Here is a 19,316-nt window from a genome sequence, read left to right on the forward strand (position 1 = left end):
CGGAGGCATGCTTTATGAAACGTCCCGTTATTCCCACATTCGATTTTCAGTACGCTGCAGCCAGTCAGTTCAGTGGTCGGCCAACATTGCGGCAGGTGACCAGCGAGCAGCTGTGGACCGTGCTGCAGGAGAAGCTGTCCTGGCTTGCCTTTGTGAAGCCGGCGCTGTCCAACGCCGACCCTCTCATGCTGGATAGTCCCGACCCCAGCACGCCTTACTGGACCACGCAACCGCTGGTCGACCGTGTGCTCCAGGCATTGCTCGAAGCACAGCCGCTGGACATCGAGCCTGTCGGTGAGCGGCATCACAATCTTGCATTGACCTCCTCATACCGTTTTCCTGGCTCGGACAGCGCGTTCGACACCCGTCAACTGAGCGGCCTGTCCGATGCACTCGACGAACTGGTGCAACGGTTGCCACGGCTGTTCTGCGAGGCACAGCTCAAGTACTGGAGTGACAAGGGCAGTGCGGGAGTGAGCCGTGACCAGTGGCTGCAATTACTGCTCAAGACTACGCTTTTGCGCGGCCTGCCACTGCAAGGGCTGGATGTTCAGGAGCAGGCCTGCATCCGCGGGTTGATCCGCGGTGGCGCTGCCCAGCCCTCGGTCTATTTCGTCAAAGCCAGCCTGACTTGTGGGTCGATTCAATACGACCAGATGCTCAGTCACCTGCTGGTCACTGCCGATTACGATGAGCGGCAAGTGGTGCTCTGGTGCGCCCCGTCCGGTATCACGCGCAGCTTCGCCTCGTTGATCGATTTCGGTAACGCGCTGCGCAACGAACTGGCGCGGCACTACAGCTTCCAAAGCCTGTCGTGGACGCGTCAGCCGGTCGAGGGCAACGTCTTTGCCCAACAGGTTTCGCTGTTGCTTGAGTCCATGTTCCTGGCTTTCGACCAGATGCGCTTCAGTGGCTTGGCGGATTTGGCTTCGCTGGAGCAACGTTTTGCCGAGCTGAGCGACCCGGCGGCCTGGTTCGTGCGCTACGAAGACGACACGCCAGCCACCGTAGCCCCGCCGGGGCTCAGGGCCAGCGCCCCGCAGGACAGCTTTGCCTGTCGCGCCGCGTTGTTGCAACTCTCCCTCGACCAACTGGATGCCGGAGGTGTTTCGGTGCTGGACGGCATCCAGTCATTGACGGCGTATACCGCGCAGCAACTGACCGAGCAGATAAAAAGCGAGCACGGGGACGAAATTTCTCCAGATCAGGTGCTTCTTGACCTGTACATCGCCCGGGGTGTGCCTGGTGGCGCTGCGACTGGAGCCGGCGGTGGCGAGCCACTGGCGTTCGTGGGCACCAAGTCGCTTACCGAATTCGCCATTGGTAACCTTGCTTCGCTCAAGGGCGCGTACATCAAGCAGGTCCGCCATCAGAAGAGCATCAAGCTTCCGAAGTGGCTGAATGCCGATGCAGCGAAGCGATTGGTCACCCAGGTAGACATTGGTGGCCGCTACCCGGCCTATGTTGCCGGACAGTTGGATGATCAGGCCATGCGTGCCGAGCGCGTCGAGCTTTTGGGCAGGGAGTGGCGAAGCGCGTTTCTTTCCAGCGCCATTTCGGCCAGGCTCGACGCTAAAGTCTCCGAGGTGGGTTTACAGTGCGTGGTCGATTTTTGCGCAGGTCATCAGGACCCCTTGGTTCCGCGCATGTCACTGATCCCTTTGGCTTTCAGGCGCAGCCGCCATTCGCGCAAGAAAGACACTGTGCGCGGCATGTACTTGCTGTTCTGCGCCGAGCCGGCAAAGGTTCTGGTGTACCGCCCGCTATATCGACAGGACACGGTTCGCGAGTACGCAAGCCTTGAGGCCTTGCTTGCACATATTCGTGAGTCGGCTCTCTTCCAAGAGAGCATTCTTGACTGGATCGACCCGACCGCGCGCGACGTATATGCAGAGGGTGGTTTCAGCGAGCCGCACATTGTGAGTATTGGTATCGACCCTTATACGCTCCCGGCCAAGCCGGAGCCGGCGATGCTCGACCTGAAGCTGTGGCGCAACAAGGTTGACGAGAAAATCTACCAGGCCAATCGAGATCTGCTGGTCGAGCTGGCAGGGCTGGAATCGGTATCTGACGCCGAGAGCCGCTGGCAGCTCCTGTGCGAAGGCGCCTGGCTGTTGTTCGATGTGGTGACTCAGGCGATACGCGGTCCGGTCGCGTCTGTGGCCTGGTTGGTACAGTTTCTGGCTTCGCTGCAAAACGACTTGACCGCGTTGGAGCAGGGTGGTGAGTTCGATCGGTCTGCTGCAGTGGCCGACTTGTTGCTCAACCTCGGGATGACGCTGCTGCATGCCCATCAACCGAAGCAGGAGACAGTGCCCACAAGGCGGCTGCCTGATGTTTCACTGTTCGAAGGACCTGACCGGCAAAACGGCGCGTTTGCCGAACTAGCTATCGAGGCGCGTGAAGAACCGGAAGGCACGCTGGGCGAACTGGGCAGCCAGGTGCTGGACTTTTCCTGGCGCGGCCAGCATGGGTTCAACTGGCTGCCCGCGCAACAGCGGCAAAGGTTGCAAGCCATGCGCTCCAGCGTCTCTGTCAATGGGTTGAAGCCTTTGACAGCGGGCGATGGTGAAGGCCTGTACCAGATCGATAAGAACTACTACGCGGCCATGGCTGGTGACCTCTATAGCGTGGAGTTGCTGGCTGAGGGAGTTCGGGTAGTCGATGCGACTGGCGGTTACGGGCCCTGGTTGGCATTTGTCGACGGGGCTTGGCGGGTGGATACGAAATTGCGCCTTGCAGGAGGGGCTCCCAGCCCCAGAACTTCGGTATCGGTCCGATTCAAGAAACTTTACGACCGCGTCGTCCAGTTGGATGCGGAAATCCCGAAGTTGAAGTCGACGGTTCAGGCAGCGAGTCAGCAGATGATGGCTTTGCACCAGAGCCTCGTCAAAATGGACGCGTTGAAGGCAAAGGCGCAGGAGGATGTGAATTCGGCCCCGGCAGGTACCGATACGACAGCTCTCCGGTCACTGACCGCGCAGTATGAACAACGAGCGATGGATGCGCGGGAAAGTATCGCCCAGCAGCGTGAGCAAATCGTTTCGCTGCTTGAAGAGGCCATTGGCAAGGAAGACGAACAGCTAAAGCTGTTGATCACGATGGCGGAACCCAAATATGCCGGGCAACGCCAAAAAGATGGGTTGGATAAGCCTGTTGCCAAGCATGAAGAGAATGCTCGCACAGAGCTGATTCGCGATTGTGTCTTCGTTTACAACGAGCTCTGGAGCCTTACGGACTATCCGCAACTTGCCGCGCTGCAACGGGCTATTGATGGTAAGCCATTGGCTGAAGTCGGCGAACAATATGCTGCGTTTCGTATCAAGCTGGAGCATGTGGCTGAGTATCAGGACCGCATGCTTGCCATACGAGTGCACCTGGACAATTTGCTGGCCGAGTCGCCGGTTGAGCTTGTCATACCTTCCAACCCCCCTGGTGACCATCGCACAGTGGGGCATCTGATCGACGAAAGACCGTTTTCGACCGTGCAGATGCGCTTCCATCAGGTGCAGAACCTGGCAGACCTGGCCTTGCACCTCAATGCTCCCGGCGGCCTCCAGACAGTCGCCCGCTACCGGGACGAACTGGTCAGCATGGCCTTGCGCAATGCCGCAGAGACTCATGGGGAGCTTGACTTCGCCAATCTGTCGGCAGACGACCGCATCGTGATCCTGCAAGAGGCATGGGATGAGTACTCTGCCGCATTACTCAACAGTGCCCGCATTCTCCGTGAAGGTGGCGAACTGATCGAACCCGTGATGCTCGAGCGGTATCGCAACCATGTAAAGCAACTGAAGGAAGATGCAGGACAGCGGCTGGTTGCCGCGATCTCGGAGCAGGAGGGTGGAACGGTCGCGCAAAAGCGCAGACCCTACAAGGTGTCTACCGAAGAGCAGCGAGTGGTGCGCAACCTTGCTGGGCAGTTGATGATCGGGGTGGAAAGGACGATAGACGAAAGCCAGATCGTTGAAGTGCGGGAGACGTTCAGTGAAGAAGTACTGGCAACCTTCGACCTGGTGGATGGGGAATGGCGACAGCGTGAAAGCAAGCGCCCTTCATTGGCGGACGAAGCTGCTCCAACTGACCTGCCCATGTGGGTACAGGCGCTTCTGGACGAGAGCGATGCAGTCAGGGAGCAGGCCAAGGACTATGTCAAGCACGACATCAAAGGGGCGTTGCTCAAGCAGTTGTTCGATCAGCATCTGGAAAAGCTGAATCAGGCACTCAGTGTGGTGCGTGATGCCGGAGGAAACGACAAGCTGATCAGGACGCTGGAAGTGGATCTGGACAAGTTGGAGGCGGATAAAACATTTCAGATGACCAGGCTCTATACCGACACCAAGTATCCGTCGGCCGAAGGTTTGCAGTATCTCCACGGAAAGCACCTGATACAGGTCGAATATGTGGAACGGCGCACCATGCAGGATGGCAGCGCTTTTGACGAATACCGGATCGTTCGTCTACCGAGCAAGCGGAACCTCTGGGCTGCGCACTTTCATTTCAGCTCGCCAGATGCGTTTGCAGAGGATTTCACGGTGGGTCACCTCAAGACCTGGAGCCAGCGTCGTTTGAGTAGCAAGGCCGCTGCAGACTCGAAACAGCGATTGCACAGGGGAGCCCTTACTCTGGCACAGGCCCGAGGAATCATTCCTTTCCATTGAGTCGGCCAACGGGGGCGGTGGGATGGTGCTTGGCATGCGCGGGCATCGTCTGATTGCCCCGCTCGGCAATCATCTGTTCCAGGCCGATCAGCTCTACGCCCTGGCGCTTCAGTCGGGGCAGTTCGCGTTCGAGCACTTCGAGGGTTTGCGGATAAGGGTGGCCGATCAGCACGGCTGAGCCTTGTTTGCGAGCCAGTTCGACCCCGAGCTGCAATTCGCTGCCGATGGCCTCGACCGTACGTACGTTGTCCAGAAAGACATCGCGGGATACCTGTGCCAGGCCCTGGGCCTGAGCCTGGAATGCAGCCACCGTGGCAGCGCTGGTGCGGCTGTCGACAAAAAACAGGTGTCGGCGTTGCAGGTCGGCCATCAGCATGGCCATCGCTTCGGGTTGGGCGGTCATGCGGCTGCCCATGTGGTTGTTGATACCGACTGCGTAAGGCACCTGCGCCAGGGCGGTGTCCAGGCGGTGGGCAAGCTCCGGCAGGGGCGTGCCCGGGTGCCAGGCGTAAGGGCCGGTGGCCGGGTCCATGGGCATGTGCAGGATAACTGTCTTGCCGGCCTTGTGCGCCTGCCGGGCAAACGTGGTGGCATGCGGAGTGTCCGGCATGATCGCCAGGGTTACCGGGCCGGGCAGGGCCAAGGTGCGGCTGTCGCGCTCGCTGCTCTGGCCGAGGTCGTCGATGATGATGCTCATGTAGGCCTTGCCGGCCGGCGCCGCTTGCGCGACCCCTGCCATCAGGCAGAACAGCAGACACAGCAGATAACGCATGGAGTGGATCAGTCGCCCTTGGTGATGTTCAGGCCTTTGAGCAGGCTCAGAGCCTGGCTCAGCTGGAAGTCGTCATCCTGCGGGCGCTCCTTGCGCTTGCCGCTGCCGGTCGGGCGGTCGGCACCGCCGTTGCCGTTGCCCAGGTGGCCCTGCAGGTCGGCTTCCTTGAAGTTGTCGGTGTCGGCTTCGGCGGTGAGCTTGGCCGGGCGCACTTCGATGTCGGGGACGATGCCCTGGGCCTGGATCGAGCGGCCGTTGGGGGTGAAGTACAGCGCGGTGGTGAGCTTCAGGGCACGGTCGTTGGCCAGTGGCAGCACGGTCTGCACCGAGCCTTTGCCGAAGCTGTCGGTGCCCATCAGCACGGCGCGTTTCTGGTCTTGCAGGGCGCCGGCGACAATTTCCGAGGCCGAGGCACTGCCGCCGTTGATCAGCACCACCAGTGGCACGCCGTCGCTGGCGTCGGCCGGGTCGGCCGAGAAGCGCAGCTCGGAGTTGGCGATGCGGCCCTTGGTGTAGACGATCAGGCCCTTGGTCAGGAAGTGGTCGGCCACTTCCACCGCCGACTGCAGCACGCCGCCCGGGTTGTTGCGCAGGTCCAGCACCACGCCGCGCAGCTTCTTGCCGTTGTCCTTGCGCAGTTTGGCCAGGGCCTTGCCTACTTCGTCGCCGGTCTTGACCTGGAACTGGGTAATGCGGATGTAGCCGTAGTCGTTCTCCAGCAGCTGGCTCTTCACGCTCTTGACCTGGATGACCGCGCGGGCCAGGGTCACGTCGAAGGGGGTGCCGCCGTCACGCACCAAGGTCAGGGTGATTTTCTCGCCCACCTTGCCACGCATCTTGTCGACCGCTTCGGTCATGGTCTGGCCACGGGTCGGGGCGCCGTTGATCTTGACGATCAGGTCGCCGGCCTGCACGCCGGCACGCGATGCCGGGGTGTCGTCGATCGGCGAGACCACCTTGATGAAGCCGTCTTCCTGGCCTACTTCGATGCCCAGCCCGCCGAACTCGCCGCTGGTGCTTTCCTGCAGCTCCTGGAAGTCCTCTGGGCCGAGGTAGGCCGAGTGCGGGTCGAGGTTGCTGAGCATGCCCTTGATGGCATTTTCCAGCAGGGTCTTGTCATCCACCGGCTCCACATAGGCCGCCTTGATGCGGTCCATGACCTCGGCGAAGGTGCGCAGCTCTTCAAGCGGCAGTGGCGCCTTGGCGGTCACCTCGGTGGCCGGTACTGCGGCCGGCTTGGCCGGCTCCGCGGCAGTGGCCAGGGGCGCGCCGACCGCCAGGGCGATGGACAGGGCCAGCTGGGTGAGACGAGGCGAGTGCAGCATGTCGAACGAACTCCTGATCCTGTAAGCGCTCCCTGGGGAGCATCGGCGCAGCCCGTGGGCTACCCCGTAGAAATTTGACTAGCCCCGGCACCACTGCGAAGGGTCGGTAGGCCGGCCCTGCTGGCGGATGGCGAAGTACAAGCCGGCAGCGTCCTGGCCGCCGCTGTCGCCAACGGTGGAAATGGCCTCGCCGGCCTTGACGATATCACCGGCGCTCTTGAGCAGGCTCTGGTTATGGCCGTACAGGCTCAGGTAACCGTTGCCATGGTCGAGAATGACCAGAAGCCCGGCACCGCGCAACCAGTCGGCGAACACCACGCGCCCGCCGTGCACGGCACGTACCTGAGTGCCCGGGTTGGCGCTGATCATCACCCCGTCCCACTTGGCACGGGCATCGCTGCCGCGGGCATCACCGAAACGTGCCAGCAATCGACCATTGACTGGCCAGGGAAGTTTTCCCCGTGCGGCAGAAAATGCGCCGCCGTAGTTCGCGCCGTCGCTGGAAACCAGCGGGCCCAGGGTGGTGCGGGCCTTTTTCGGTGGCGCCACCGGTTCGCGGGCCTGTTCGCGAGCGGCAGCGGCAGCGAGGGCTTCCTGCTGGCGGCGCTTTTCCGCTTCCTGCTGGGCCAGCAAGGCCTTCTTGCGCGCTTCTTCGGCCTCGCGGGCCTGGCGGGCGAGGGTTTCCTCGATGGTCTTGAGTACCTTGGACAGGTCGGCCTGATCCTGCTCGCGCGATTGCAGCTTCTGGTCGCGGTCCTTCATGTCGCTGTTGAGCTTGGCCAGCACCTGCTGGCGCTTGCCACGCTCGGTTTCCAGGGCCTGGCGGCGGCTGTCGAGGTCGGCGCGCTGGGCCAGCAGCTGTTGCTGCTGGGTAGCGATTTCCTGTTCGACGTTGGCCAGCTGGCGCAGGGTCTCGTTGAAGGTGCGCAGTTGCTCCAGGCGCGCCTTGCTCAGGTAGTCGTAGTAGGTGAGGGTGCGGGCGAACTTCTCGGGGTTCTGCTGGTTGAGCAGCAGCTTGAGGTATTCCTCGCGGCCGTTCTGGTAGGCCGAACGGGCCTGGATGGCGATCAGTCGCTGTTGTTCAACGCGGGCGCTCTGGAGTTTTTTTTTCTCGGTATCAAGGCGCTCCAGCTCGCCCTCGGTCTTTTTTAGTTCTTGCTGCAGGGCCTCCACCTGCTTTTCGAGGTTGCCGATATCGGTCTCGGTGGCTTTGAGGTCCTTTTGCACACCGGCCTTTTCTTCCTGGAGCTTGCCCAGCGTCTTCTTGAGCTCGGCAATGTCCTGGCGGGTGGCGTCCAGTTGCTGCTGGGTCTGCGCACGCTCATCGGCAAAGGCCGGGCTGAGCAGGCAAGACAGGGCTAGGAGGATCAGGGCGCGAAGCATGGGGTTTGGCGTACCAAGGATGGAGACTGGCCTAGTATGCCCGCGCGGGCGGGCAAAAAAAACGCCTCGCTGCGGGTGCAGAGGGGCGTTTGTCTGGAATTCATGTGTTATTGGGGCTGCTGTGCAGCCCATTCGCAGCACAAGGCTGCTCCTACAGGCATTGCATGAGCCCTTTGTAGGAGCAGCCTTGTGCTGCGAATGGGCCGCAAAGCGGCTCCCTTTGGCACCGAATCAGGCATCGACCAGAATCGAGGTACCAGTCATTTCCACCGGCTTTTCCAGCCCCAGCAGCTTCAGCATGGTCGGCGCCACATCGGCCAGCACGCCGCCGTCACGCACCTTGACGTTGCGCTTGCCCACATAGATGAACGGTACCGGCTCGGTGGTATGCGCGGTGTGCGCCTGGCCGGTGCACTCGTCTTCCATTTGCTCGACGTTGCCATGGTCGGCGGTGATCAGCGCTTCGCCGCCGACCTTGTCCAGAGCTTCGACGATGCGCCCGACGCAGCCATCCAAGGCCTCGACGGCTTTCACCGCAGCCTCGAACACGCCGGTATGGCCGACCATGTCGCCGTTGGCGTAGTTGACCACGATCACGTCATAACGCTGTTGCTCGATAGCCTCGACGATGCGGTCGGTAACTTCCGGTGCGCTCATTTCCGGCTGCAGGTCGTAGGTGGCGACCTTCGGCGACGGGATCAGAATGCGCTCTTCGCCTTCGAAAGGCTCTTCACGGCCGCCGGAGAAGAAGAAGGTGACATGGGCATACTTCTCGGTCTCGGCGATGCGCAGCTGGGTCTTGCCGTTCTTCGCCAGGTACTCGCCCAGCACGTTGTTCAGGCTGGCCGGGGCGAAGGCGGCGGGGGCCGGGATTTTTGCCGAGTACTGGGTCAGGCCGATGTAGGCGGCCAGTTTTGGCAGGCGGGCACGCGGAAATTCGTTGAAGTCGGCTTCGACGAACACGCGCGACAGTTCGCGGGCGCGGTCGGCGCGGAAGTTCATGAAGATCACCGCGTCGCCGTCTTCGACCTTGACTGCTTCACCAATGCGCGTGGCCTTGACGAACTCGTCGCTCTCGTCGCGGGCGTAGGCCGCTTCCAGGCCGGCCAAGGCGGTGTCGGCGGTGTATTCGGCAGCGCTGTCGACGATCAGGTTGTAGGCGGCGCTGACACGGTCCCAGCGGTTGTCACGGTCCATGGCGTAATAGCGGCCGATCAGGCTGGCGATGCGGCCCTTGCCCAGCTTGGCGAAGGTGGCGTCGAGCAGTTCGATGGACGACTGCGCGCTGCGTGGCGGCGTGTCGCGGCCATCGAGGAAGGCGTGCAGGTAGATCTTCTGCGCGCCGCGCTGCGCGGCCAGTTCGGCCATGGCTACCAGGTGGTCCTGGTGGCTGTGTACGCCGCCATCGGACAGCAGGCCGAGAATGTGCACAGCCTTGCCGGCACTGGCTGCCTTGTCCACGGCGCCGGTCAGTACCGGGTTCTCGAAGAACTCGCCGTCGCGGATGGCTTTGGTCACCCGGGTGAAATCCTGATACACCACGCGGCCGGCACCGAGGTTCATGTGACCGACTTCGGAGTTGCCCATCTGCCCGTCCGGCAGGCCGACATCCATGCCTGAGCCGGAAATGAGGCCATGCGGCTGGCTGGCGCGCAGGCGGTCATAGACCGGTGTGTTGGCGGCATAGATGGCGTTGTATTCGGGGCTTTCGCTGTGGCCGAAGCCATCCAGGATGATCAGGACCAGGGGTTTGGGCGTACTCGTCATCAATCAAACTCACGGTTGTTCAAAGATGATAAAGACACGCATTTTAGGGCAAATGCGCCACCGGCGGCGAATATTCGTCCTGTTCCCTGACCAGCGTGGCCAATGTGGCAACATGAAGGTACCTTTCCGGCCGGCCCGTCGGGCTTTGGTGGCAATAAGGGCCTGTGTATACTGGCCGGCATTTTCAATCGCGTGGAACACCCCAGATGGTTGCTAACCTGATTCAATTTGCGACAAACCACTACATCCTGGTGGCGATCTTCGTTGTTTTGCTGGTCGCGCTGCTGGTCAACGAAATCCGTCGCGGCGGCCAGAGCCTGAGCAACGGCCAGCTGACTGCCCTGGTCAATGCCGAGAAAGCCCTGGTCATCGACATTCGCCCGACCAAGGAATACTCCGCCGGTCACATCGTCGGTGCGGTGAACATCCCGCAGGACAAGCTGGTCAACCGCATGAGCGAGCTGGACAAGCACAAAGAGAAGACCCTGATCGTCGTCGACTCGATGGGCCAGCAGTCCGGCACCATCTGCCGCGAGCTGCTCAAGGCTGGTTACAACGCCGCCAAACTGAGCGGTGGCGTTTCCAGCTGGAAAGCCGATAACCTGCCCCTGGTGAAGTGATATGAAGCCCGTCATCGTCTATTCCAGCGACTACTGCCCCTACTGCATGCGCGCCAAGTACCTGCTCGAGAGCAAGGGCGTGGCCTTCGAGGAAATCAAGGTCGACGGCAAGCCACAGGTTCGTGCCGAGATGAGCCAGAAGGCCGGCCGTACATCTGTGCCGCAGATCTGGATCGGCAGCACCCACGTCGGTGGATGCGATGACCTTTATGCCCTGGAGCGCGCCGGCAAGCTCGACGCGCTGCTGGCGGCCTGATTTGCACTGCATTCAAAAACATTAGGATAAGGATCTGCCATGACTGACCAACAGACCAACGGCGCTGCTGCAGAAGACAACAGCCCTCAGTTCTCCATGCAGCGCATCTATGTGCGCGACCTGTCGTTCGAAGCCCCGAAAAGCCCGCAGATCTTCCGCCAGACCTGGGAGCCGAGCGTTGCCCTGGACCTGAACACCAAGCAGAAAGCCCTGGAAGGCGACTTCCACGAGGTGGTGCTGACCCTGTCGGTTACCGTCAAGAACGGTGACGAAGTGGCCTTCATCGCTGAAGTGCAGCAGGCCGGTATCTTCCTGATCAAGAACCTGGACGCGGCTTCGATGAGCCACACTCTGGGTGCGTTCTGCCCGAACATCCTGTTCCCGTACGCCCGCGAGACCCTGGACAGCCTGGTGACCCGCGGTTCGTTCCCGGCCCTGATGCTGTCGCCGGTCAACTTCGACGCCCTGTACGCGCAGGAAATGCAGCGCATGCAGGAAGCCGGCGAAGCGCCGACTGTGCAGTAATAGCTGCTGGTATCAAGAAAGCGCCTCTCGGGGCGCTTTTTTGTTGCCTGTGCCGGCCTCTTCGCGGGCATGCCCGCTTGTGTCTTGATGGGGGATTAGAATTTGGAGTGAGAGCGGTGAATGGCAAGCTGAATGCCGTAGGTGCCTTGAGCACGTGTGGGAGCAAAAGCTGCCATTCACCGTTCCACTTTGGCGAGAGCCCGAACAGTTGGATGCGGCTCTGATCTTGAATCACAAGCGTGGGCCAAGCCAAAGTCCTCTCACTGTGTTGAGTTTAGGAGGTTTTGGTGATGGCTTCCTTCTTGGGTATCGATGTTTCCAGTCTCTCCCTTGATGCTGCGGTGCGGCCACAGGGCATCAAAATGCATTTAAGCAATGATCCAATAGGGTTTGAGGCGCTACTGGAGAGCCTTCGCAAGCTCAGTATCAAACGCGTCCTGTTAGAGGCAACGGGTGGCTACGAGCGAGATGTCATGCGTTTTCTACAGGACGCTGGCTACAAGGTCATACGCGTCAATCCCAGGCGAGCCAGGTCATTCGCTGACTCTTTAGGCATCAAGGCCAAGACTGACGCCATCGACGCCGAGGTTCTGGCGCACTATGCCGAAGTCATTCCAGATCAACCCTCTCTACGAGTCAGCCCCGAACGAGCGCTTCTGCGAGAGTTGCTTCAGCAACGTGATCGGATGGTTCAACAGCGAGATGACGACCTGCGGCGCCTGAAGCAGGTGCAATCGACTGCAGTTGCTAACTACCTGAATGCCAACCTGAAACACTTCAAGGCGCAGATCAAACGGGTTGAGTGTGAGATCGAACAGCAAATCGCGATGCTGAACGACGAACGGGTTGCCCAGCTGATCAAAGTGAAAGGCATTGGGATGGTGACGGCGGGCAAACTAATAGCGCTGCTGCCGGAGCTAGGTCGGGTTGAATCCAGAGAAATTGCCTCCCTGGTTGGGGTGGCGCCCTTCAACCACGACAGCGGGAAATTCATGGGCAAGCGCTCTATCTCGGGCGGGCGATTTGCGGTCAGGCGATCGCTGTACATGGCATGCCTTGTGGCGATGAAATACAACCCAGCACTCAAGGCTCGTTATCAGTCACTGCGGGAGCGCGGAAAACTTCCCAAAGTCGCTATCGTGGCCTGCATGAGAACGTTCATCGTGCGGTTAAATGCCATGCTCAGAACGGGTACATCATGGCTCGATCTAGTGCTACCGCAGCCTGAAAGTACAACGTAAATCCAGAACGCAGCGTGAGCCGCGTGGAAGCGGGCTTGCCCGCGAAGCCAACACCGTGGTGGATGGCACGGGCTTCGCCCGTGTTCGCGGGCAAGCCCGCTCCCACAGGGATCGCGCCAGCTTTTTGAAATTGAGCAAGACAGTTGCTCCCACAGGTTCGCGTTCGGCGCCCTGCCTGTGGGCGCGGGCGAGCCCGCGAAAGGGCCGGCACAGGCTACAGCTCAGCTCCCGGCAAACCCATTCTGCCGCCACGCCTCATACACCGTCACAGCCACGGTATTGGACAGATTCAGGCTGCGGCACCCCGGCCGCATCGGCAGGCGCAGGCGTTGTTCGGCCGGCAGGCTGTCCAGTACTTCGGCCGGCAGGCCGCGGCTTTCTGGCCCGAACAGGAAGGCATCACCCGGCTGGTAAGCCACTTCGTGGAACGGGTGCGAGCCCTTGGTGGTGAAGGCGAACAGCCGTGGGTTGCCCAGGCTTTCCAGGCATCCGGCCAGGCTCTCGTGGCGCTTGAGCGTGGCATACTCGTGGTAATCCAGCCCCGCGCGCCGCAGGCGCTTGTCGTCCAGTTCGAAGCTGATGGGCTCGATCAGGTGCAGGTCGCAGCCGCTGTTGGCGCAGAGGCGAATGATGTTGCCGGTATTCGGCGGAATTTCTGGTTGAAAAAGGATGACGTGAAACATGCACGGCTCCAAGCGTGAAGATGACGGGCATTCTACCCCCGAACCGGACGTGCGTTCGAAGGCGTTCCCGCGGGTGATGCTGTCGCTGGCGATCGTCGGCTTGATGGTAGGGTTGATGATCGGCCGCCTGACTACACCCGACGAGCGCGAGTTGCAGCAGGTGGAGGTGGTGCAGGATGGCCTGGAGCTGTGGTTCAACGAAGAGCCTCAGCTGCATGGCGAGAATGTGGAAGGTACGGTAGCGCTATTGTTCCAGGCCCAGGGCAAGGCCCGGCAAGGGCAACTGAGCCTGCAGGGCAAGCCTGTGAGCTGGCGGGTGCAGAATAGCAAGGAAGGTCTGTTGCTGACGGTGGTGGCCGCGCGCCCCCTGCACGGCGAGTGGGCCGGTGCAGAGGACGCTGGGCGCTGGCGGTTGCAGGTGAAACTGCACGAATAAAAGAGGGGATATCCCGGCCTGCCTGTACCAGGGTCCCCGAAAGGGGTACTGCGTATAAAGGGGGGATGGCCCGGCCTGCCTGTACCGAGGTCCCCAAAACTGGCGATGTTGCGAATAAAAGAGGGGTTCACCCGGCCTGCCTGTACCAGGGCCCCCGAAACTGGATATGTATGGGTTATTGCAGGGGGCGTGCCAGTTTTGAAAAGCCCGTCAATTATGGGTTTTCAGGGTGATTTGGCCGTTTTTGCGGGGGATTTGTGCCTTCGAGAGGTGCATCGGGCACAGGATCGGTGCATCGAAGGGCTGAAATGTTTGGGGCCGCTTTGCGGCCCATCGCGACACAAGGCCGCTCCTACAGGGGATCGCATTCTCCTGTAGGAGCGGCCTTGTGTCGCGATGGGCTGCGCAGCAGCCCCAAAGAACTATGGGTTTACCTGGAACTCAGTGATCGTCCCCTTCCTCATCATCGCCACCCGCCACATTCATCCCCAGCTCCTTGATCTTGCGCGTCAGGGTGTTGCGCCCCCAACCCAGCAACAGTGCCGCATCGCGCCGACGGCCTGCAGTGTGCTTGAGCGCCGTTTCGATCATGATCCGCTCGAAGCTCGGCACTGCGCTGTCCAGCAGGCTGGTCTGCCCGCGCGCCAGCGCCTGGTCGGCCCACTGGCGCAGGGCCTGCTCCCAGTTGGTTACCGGCGCGGCGTCCTGTGGCAGGTTCAGCAGTTCTGGCGGCAGGTCGCCGATCAGCACTTCGCGGCTGGAGGCCATCACGGTGATCCAGCGGCAGGTGTTTTCCATTTGCCGTACGTTGCCCGGCCACGGCAGGTTGCGGATGAATTCCTCGGTTTCCGGCTTGAGGATCTTCGGCTCGACCGCCAGCTCCTGGGCGGCGCGGGCGAGGAAGTGGCGGGCGAGGGCGGGGATATCCTCGCGGCGGTCGGCCAGCCGTGGGATGTGGATGCGAATCACGTTCAGGCGGTGGAACAAGTCCTCGCGGAACTTGCCGGCCTGTACCAGCGACTCCAGGTTCTGGTGGGTGGCGGCGATGATGCGCACATCGACCTTGACCGGCACGTGGCCGCCCACGCGATAGAACTCGCCATCGGCCAGCACTCGCAGCAGGCGGGTCTGGGTGTCGGCAGGCATGTCGCCGATCTCGTCGAGGAACAGGGTACCGCCGTCGGCCTGCTCGAAGCGCCCCCGGCGCAGGTTGGCGGCGCCGGTGAAGGCGCCTTTTTCATGGCCGAACAGCTCGGACTCCATCAGGTCCTTGGGGATGGCGGCCATGTTCAGGGCAATGAACGGCGACGCCGCACGCGGGCTGTGGCGGTGCAGGGCGTGGGCCACCAGCTCCTTGCCGGTACCGGACTCGCCGTTGATCAGCACGGTGATGTTGGAGTGGCTGAGGCGGCCGATGGCGCGGAACACCTCCTGCATCGCCGGCGCTTCACCGATGATTTCCGGGGTGCGCGCCAGGCTCTGCGGCACATCCAGCCCTTGTTGCTCCTGGGCATGCTGGTTGGCTCGCTTGACCAGCGAGACCGCCTCGTCCACATCGAACGGCTTGGGCAGGTACTCGAAGGCACCGCCTTGGTACGATGCCACGGCGCTGTCCAGGTCGGAGTGGGCGGTCATGATGATGACCGGCAGGCGCGGGTGCTGCTCACGGATCTGTGCCAGCAGGTCGAGGCCGCTGGTGCCCGGCATGCGGATGTCGGAAATGATCACGTCCGGTTGCTGGCGTGCCAGGCGGCCCATCACGCCATCGGCGCTGTCGAAGCTCTGGGTGGTCATGCCTTCCTGTTGCAGGGCTTTTTCCAGGACCCAGCGGATGGAGCGATCATCGTCGACGATCCATACGGTTTCACTTCGGCTCATGAGGCGGTGGCTCCTTGTTCCAGGGGCAGGTAGATCGAGAAGGCGGTGTGGCCTGCATGGCTTTCACACTCGATCAGGCCCTGGTGCTGGCTGATGATGTTCTGGGTGATGGCCAGGCCCAGCCCGGTACCGTCCGGGCGGCCGCTGACCATGGGATAGAAGAGGGTGTCCTGCAGTTCCGGCGGGATGCCCGGGCCGTTGTCGATGATCTCGACCCGCGCCACCAGGCGATGGCGCACGTGGCCGATGGTGAACTGGCGCAGGGCACGGCTGCGCAGGGTGATGCGGCCCAGGCGCAGTTCGTTCTGCGAACTGATCGCCTGCATGGCATTGCGCACGATGTTGAGCACGGCCTGGATCATCTGCTCGCGGTCGATCAACACATCCGGCAGGCTGGGGTCATAGTCGCGCACCAAAGTGATGCAGCCCTGGCTTTCGGCCTCTACCAAGCTGCAGACCCGCTCCAGCACTTCGTGGATGTTGGTCATGGCCAGCGACGGCAGCTTGTTCGAACCGAGCATGCGGTCGACCAGGTTACGCAGGCGGTCGGCTTCCTCGATGATCACGTTGGTATAGTCACGCAGGCCTTCTTCAGGCAGTTCGCGGGCCAGCAGCTGGGCTGCGCCGCGGATGCCGCCAAGGGGGTTCTTGATTTCGTGGGCCAGGCCGCGCACCAGCATCTTGGTGGTTTCCTGCTTGCTCAGCTGGGCCTCTTCCTTGGTAATGCGCAGCAGCCGGTCGCGTGGGTGCACCTCCAGCAGCAGCAGGGTCTGGCCCTGGTGCAGGATCGGCGTTACCGCGTAGTCGACGGTGATGGCCTGCCCGGTCAGCGAGGTGAGCTGCGCTTCGCGCTTGGTGAACGGGTGCGCCTGCTCGACCGCCTGGCGCAGCGAGCTGAGCGCCTCGGTCGACTCGGTGAACAGTTCGCTGATGAACTGCCCATGGCTGCGCTGGCCACTGACCGCCAGGAGCATTTCCGCGGCCGGGTTCATGTACTCCAGGCGCAGCTCGGCGTTGAGCAGCAGCGTGGCGGTGGTCAGGTTGTCCAGAAGCAGACGGTGCTGGGCATCGCTGATGGTCATAGGGCGTCGTCGACCTCTTTTGGCGCGTGTCGGGCATGGGCGCGGCCATGGTCGGGCGCGCGGTGGATCCGCTGATTCCAGTCTTTGGGCAAAAAATGCAAGAACCAAACCAAGGCTCCGAAAAGAAGCGGAATTTGCCGATAAAGCCCTGAAAACGGGAAAAACCGCACCAGAATGAACTGATTAAACGGTTCATGTGATCGCTTTTGGGGTGCATTCGGGGGCGTTAGCTCTCAGAATGCACCAATATGGAGCATAGGTGGTTTCAGGGTTTATCGCACAGTTGGCGGGCATTCGGCTTCTGGCGTTGAAAACGCCAGGTCTTCATTGCTTGCGTGGAACACCATGACAGTGGCGGGCTGCGCGGTGGTGTGCCCGCGGTGCACTTCCCCTTGAAGTTCTGCCAGCGTCTGGCCTGCAACCAGGCTTGTGCGCTTGCCGTCGCGGGTTTCCACCTCAAGTCTGCCCTCCGCCAGATAGCCCAGATTGAGCGCCTGATGGCAGTGCCAGCCGAGGGTTGTGTGGGCGGGGATGCTGACTTTCACCAGCGACAGCACTGGTCGTCCTTCGGGGTAATCGCGATAGGGGGTGCCGTCCCAACTGCCGGTGGCGCGGTGAAGCACCTGTGACGTTGCCTGGCCTGGCGCGGTGCCGTTGCTGGCGCAGCCGGCGAGGAGGGCGGATACGGTAATCATTGCAGGTAGAAGTTTGCGCATGGCGTGATGTCCGTCGACTGAAGGGACGCCTACCCTGCGTGCTGAAGGGGCGGCGAAATGTCAGCGGCATCTGCTGGTTCTGTATGAAATCGATGAGGCAGCCACGGAAACGAAAACGGCCTCCCGAAGGAGGCCGTTCGTGATCATGTCATCGGCGCCAGGCGCCGATCAGATCAGCAGCTGTAGTACAGCTCGTATTCCAGCGGGTGAACGAAGGTGCGGACCTTGATTTCTTCTTCGCTCTTCAGCTCGATGAAGGCATCGATGAAGTCGTCGGAGAACACGCCGCCCTTGGTCAGGAACGCACGGCCCTTGTCCAGCTCTTCCAGAGCTTCCTTCAGGCTGCCGCAAACCTGCGGGATGTCCTTGGCCTCTTCAGGCGGCAGGTCGTACAGGTTCTTGTCGGCAGCATCGCCTGGGTGGATCTTGTTCTGGATACCGTCCAGGCCGGCCATCAGCAGGGCCGCGAAGGCCAGGTATGGGTTGGCCGATGGATCCGGGAAGCGAGCTTCGATACGGCGGGCTTTCGGGCTGCCGACGTAAGGAATACGGATCGAGGCGGAACGGTTGCGAGCCGAGTAGGCCAGCATTACCGGGGCTTCGAAGCCTGGGACCAGACGCTTGTAGGAGTTGGTCGACGGGTTGGTGAAGCCGTTCAGGGCCTTACCGTGCTTGATGATACCGCCGATGAAGTACAGGGCGGTGTCGGACAGGCCGGCATAGCCTTCACCCGAGAAGGTGTTCTTGCCGTCTTTCCAGATCGACATGTGCACGTGCATGCCCGAGCCGTTGTCGCCGTACAGAGGCTTCGGCATGAAAGTGGCGGTACGGCCGTAGGCGTCGGCAACGTTGTGCACGACGTACTTCAGTGCCTGTACTTCGTCAGCCTTCTTCACCAGGGTGTTGAACTTGACGCCGATTTCGTTCTGGCCGGCAGTCGCCACTTCGTGGTGGTGAACTTCGACGGTCTGACCCATTTCTTCCAGTGCGTTGCACATGGCGGTACGGATTTCGTGGTCGTGGTCGAACGGCGGAACCGGGAAGTAGCCGCCTTTCACGCCTGGACGGTGGCCTTTGTTGCCGCCTTCCACATCAGCGCCGGTCATCCACGAGCCTTGCTCGGAGAAGATCTTGAACATCGAGCCGGAGATGTCCGACTGGAACTTAACTTCGTCGAAGATGAAGAACTCTGGCTCCGGGCCGGCGAATACGGTGTCACCGATGCCGGTGCTCTTCAGGTACTCTTCGGCGCGCTTGGCGATGGCGCGAGGGTCACGATCGTAGCCCTGCATGCTCGACGGGTCGACGATGTCGCAGGTGATGATCAGGGTTGGCTCTTCGGTGAACGGGTCCAGTACGGCAGTTTCGTCGACCGGCATCAGGATCATGTCGGAAGCTTCGATGCCTTTCCAGCCAGCGATGGAGGAACCGTCGAACATCTTGCCGACTTCGAAGAAGTCGTCTTCCAGCGCATCACGCGACGGCATGGTCACGTGGTGCTGAATGCCTTTGGTGTCCGTGAAACGCAGATCAATCCACTTGACGTCATGATCTTTGATGAGTTGAACCGACTTCGACATGTTGTCCTCCGGATGGTCTAGAGCGCGGTGGGCCGCTGCCCTGGAAAAAGGGTGTTGCCGGGCGCGGATAGTCGGCCAAGCTTACCTGCCTCACAAGGGAGCAAATTGCATGCCAGTGCCCGAAAATGGCGAGGGCGGGATAAAAGGGGGCGTTTGCGGGCATTGGGCGCAGAGTTGGCGGGTAAAAATGCACCCTTAAGATGCGAATTTTGGTAGTTGTGCACCAATAGTGTGCATTGCTTGAATTATGTGCTTTCTTTGAGGGCCTCTTTGCGGGCTCGCCCGCTCCCACAGGTAGGGCGTAAGTCTTGAGAGCTGCGGATGGCCTGTGGGAGCTGGCTTGCCGGCGATGAGGCTGGTGCAGGCAATATAAATCCGACCTTCTGTACAA

General features: G+C 61.4%; 15 protein-coding genes. 6 read left to right on the plus strand and 9 right to left on the minus strand.

The window, feature by feature from the left end; translation table 11 throughout:
* Positions 1-14: 14 nt before the first annotated feature.
* A complete protein-coding gene (locus tag CAG00_RS03070) occupies positions 15-4,661 on the plus strand; it encodes a dermonecrotic toxin domain-containing protein (RefSeq protein WP_085663477.1) in 4,647 nt (1,548 codons plus the stop codon).
* Here the strand turns inward: CAG00_RS03070 and CAG00_RS03075 are convergent.
* The 4 genes from CAG00_RS03075 to gpmI all read right to left on the minus strand — a co-directional run bounded on the left by CAG00_RS03075 (position 4,645) and on the right by gpmI (position 9,908).
* A complete protein-coding gene (locus CAG00_RS03075; protein WP_015272121.1) occupies positions 4,645-5,433 on the minus strand; it encodes a divergent polysaccharide deacetylase family protein in 789 nt (262 codons plus the stop codon). The genes CAG00_RS03070 and CAG00_RS03075 overlap by 17 nt on opposite strands.
* Positions 5,434-5,441: 8 nt before the next feature.
* Complete coding sequence (locus CAG00_RS03080; RefSeq protein ID WP_015272120.1) at positions 5,442-6,758, minus strand: S41 family peptidase; 1,317 nt, start codon at positions 6,756-6,758, stop codon at positions 5,442-5,444.
* Positions 6,759-6,836: 78 nt separating this feature from the next.
* Positions 6,837-8,141, minus strand: coding sequence for a murein hydrolase activator EnvC (locus tag CAG00_RS03085; protein WP_085663478.1), 1,305 nt, complete (start codon positions 8,139-8,141; stop codon positions 6,837-6,839).
* A 231-nt stretch (positions 8,142-8,372) separates the two neighbouring features.
* Complete coding sequence (gene gpmI / locus CAG00_RS03090; RefSeq protein ID WP_054572194.1) at positions 8,373-9,908, minus strand: 2,3-bisphosphoglycerate-independent phosphoglycerate mutase; 1,536 nt, start codon at positions 9,906-9,908, stop codon at positions 8,373-8,375.
* Between the two features lie 206 nt (positions 9,909-10,114).
* Between gpmI and CAG00_RS03095 the strand changes: the two genes are divergently transcribed.
* The 4 genes from CAG00_RS03095 (at position 10,115) to CAG00_RS03110 (ending at position 12,550) form a co-directional block, all read left to right on the plus strand.
* Positions 10,115-10,528: a rhodanese-like domain-containing protein gene (locus CAG00_RS03095; RefSeq protein ID WP_003259887.1), complete on the plus strand. Its 414-nt coding sequence runs from the start codon at positions 10,115-10,117 to the stop codon at positions 10,526-10,528.
* 1 nt (position 10,529) lies between these two features.
* Positions 10,530-10,784, plus strand: a complete 255-nt coding sequence (gene grxC, locus CAG00_RS03100; RefSeq protein WP_003249204.1) for a glutaredoxin 3 — start codon at positions 10,530-10,532, stop codon at positions 10,782-10,784.
* Positions 10,785-10,823: 39 nt separating this feature from the next.
* Entirely contained in the window at positions 10,824-11,309 is a 486-nt protein-coding gene (secB, locus tag CAG00_RS03105; RefSeq protein ID WP_013974581.1) for a protein-export chaperone SecB, read from the plus strand.
* 290 nt (positions 11,310-11,599) lie between these two features.
* Complete coding sequence (locus CAG00_RS03110) at positions 11,600-12,550, plus strand: transposase (protein WP_085663479.1); 951 nt, start codon at positions 11,600-11,602, stop codon at positions 12,548-12,550.
* A 221-nt stretch (positions 12,551-12,771) separates the two neighbouring features.
* Here CAG00_RS03110 and trmL read toward each other — a convergent pair whose 3' ends face one another.
* Entirely contained in the window at positions 12,772-13,233 is a 462-nt protein-coding gene (trmL, locus tag CAG00_RS03115) for a tRNA (uridine(34)/cytosine(34)/5-carboxymethylaminomethyluridine(34)-2'-O)-methyltransferase TrmL (RefSeq protein WP_013974580.1), read from the minus strand.
* On the opposite strand from trmL, the gene CAG00_RS03120 reads away from it, so the two are divergent.
* A complete protein-coding gene (locus tag CAG00_RS03120) occupies positions 13,232-13,669 on the plus strand; it encodes a hypothetical protein (protein ID WP_025340938.1) in 438 nt (145 codons plus the stop codon). The genes trmL and CAG00_RS03120 overlap by 2 nt on opposite strands.
* Positions 13,670-14,110: 441 nt before the next feature.
* On the opposite strand, the gene ntrC is transcribed toward CAG00_RS03120, so the two are convergent.
* From ntrC to glnA, 4 genes are all read right to left on the minus strand, one after another.
* Positions 14,111-15,547: a nitrogen regulation protein NR(I) gene (gene ntrC, locus CAG00_RS03125; RefSeq protein WP_046613491.1), complete on the minus strand. Its 1,437-nt coding sequence runs from the start codon at positions 15,545-15,547 to the stop codon at positions 14,111-14,113.
* Positions 15,544-16,629, minus strand: a complete 1,086-nt coding sequence (gene glnL / locus CAG00_RS03130) for a nitrogen regulation protein NR(II) (protein ID WP_085663480.1) — start codon at positions 16,627-16,629, stop codon at positions 15,544-15,546. Before glnL ends, ntrC begins: the two co-directional genes overlap by 4 nt.
* A 272-nt stretch (positions 16,630-16,901) precedes the next feature.
* Positions 16,902-17,345 (minus strand): cupin domain-containing protein, encoded by a 444-nt coding sequence (locus CAG00_RS03135; protein ID WP_085663481.1) that lies wholly within the window; start codon positions 17,343-17,345, stop codon positions 16,902-16,904.
* 173 nt (positions 17,346-17,518) lie between these two features.
* The gene (gene glnA / locus CAG00_RS03140; RefSeq protein WP_025340936.1) at positions 17,519-18,925 is read right to left on the minus strand and encodes a type I glutamate--ammonia ligase; all 1,407 of its coding nucleotides are present in this window, start codon (positions 18,923-18,925) and stop codon (positions 17,519-17,521) included.
* Positions 18,926-19,316 lie beyond the last annotated feature (391 nt).

The sequence above is a fragment of the Pseudomonas sp. B5(2017) genome (assembly GCF_002112825.1).
Taxonomy (GTDB): domain Bacteria; phylum Pseudomonadota; class Gammaproteobacteria; order Pseudomonadales; family Pseudomonadaceae; genus Aquipseudomonas; species Aquipseudomonas putida_Z.

Bases quoted from the DNA above. Each gene is read 5' to 3' on its own strand.
- CAG00_RS03070 (WP_085663477.1), top strand. From the start codon at position 15: ATGAAACGTCCCGTTATTCCCACATTCGATTTTCAGTACGCTGCAGCC.
- CAG00_RS03075 (WP_015272121.1), bottom strand. From the start codon at position 5,433: ATGCGTTATCTGCTGTGTCTGCTGTTCTGCCTGATGGCAGGGGTCGCG.
- CAG00_RS03080 (WP_015272120.1), bottom strand. From the start codon at position 6,758: ATGCTGCACTCGCCTCGTCTCACCCAGCTGGCCCTGTCCATCGCCCTG.
- CAG00_RS03085 (WP_085663478.1), bottom strand. From the start codon at position 8,141: ATGCTTCGCGCCCTGATCCTCCTAGCCCTGTCTTGCCTGCTCAGCCCG.
- gpmI (WP_054572194.1), bottom strand. From the start codon at position 9,908: ATGACGAGTACGCCCAAACCCCTGGTCCTGATCATCCTGGATGGCTTC.
- CAG00_RS03095 (WP_003259887.1), top strand. From the start codon at position 10,115: ATGGTTGCTAACCTGATTCAATTTGCGACAAACCACTACATCCTGGTG.
- grxC (WP_003249204.1), top strand. From the start codon at position 10,530: ATGAAGCCCGTCATCGTCTATTCCAGCGACTACTGCCCCTACTGCATG.
- secB (WP_013974581.1), top strand. From the start codon at position 10,824: ATGACTGACCAACAGACCAACGGCGCTGCTGCAGAAGACAACAGCCCT.
- CAG00_RS03110 (WP_085663479.1), top strand. From the start codon at position 11,600: ATGGCTTCCTTCTTGGGTATCGATGTTTCCAGTCTCTCCCTTGATGCT.
- CAG00_RS03120 (WP_025340938.1), top strand. From the start codon at position 13,232: ATGCACGGCTCCAAGCGTGAAGATGACGGGCATTCTACCCCCGAACCG.
- trmL (WP_013974580.1), bottom strand. From the start codon at position 13,233: ATGTTTCACGTCATCCTTTTTCAACCAGAAATTCCGCCGAATACCGGC.
- ntrC (WP_046613491.1), bottom strand. From the start codon at position 15,547: ATGAGCCGAAGTGAAACCGTATGGATCGTCGACGATGATCGCTCCATC.
- glnL (WP_085663480.1), bottom strand. From the start codon at position 16,629: ATGACCATCAGCGATGCCCAGCACCGTCTGCTTCTGGACAACCTGACC.
- CAG00_RS03135 (WP_085663481.1), bottom strand. From the start codon at position 17,345: ATGCGCAAACTTCTACCTGCAATGATTACCGTATCCGCCCTCCTCGCC.
- glnA (WP_025340936.1), bottom strand. From the start codon at position 18,925: ATGTCGAAGTCGGTTCAACTCATCAAAGATCATGACGTCAAGTGGATT.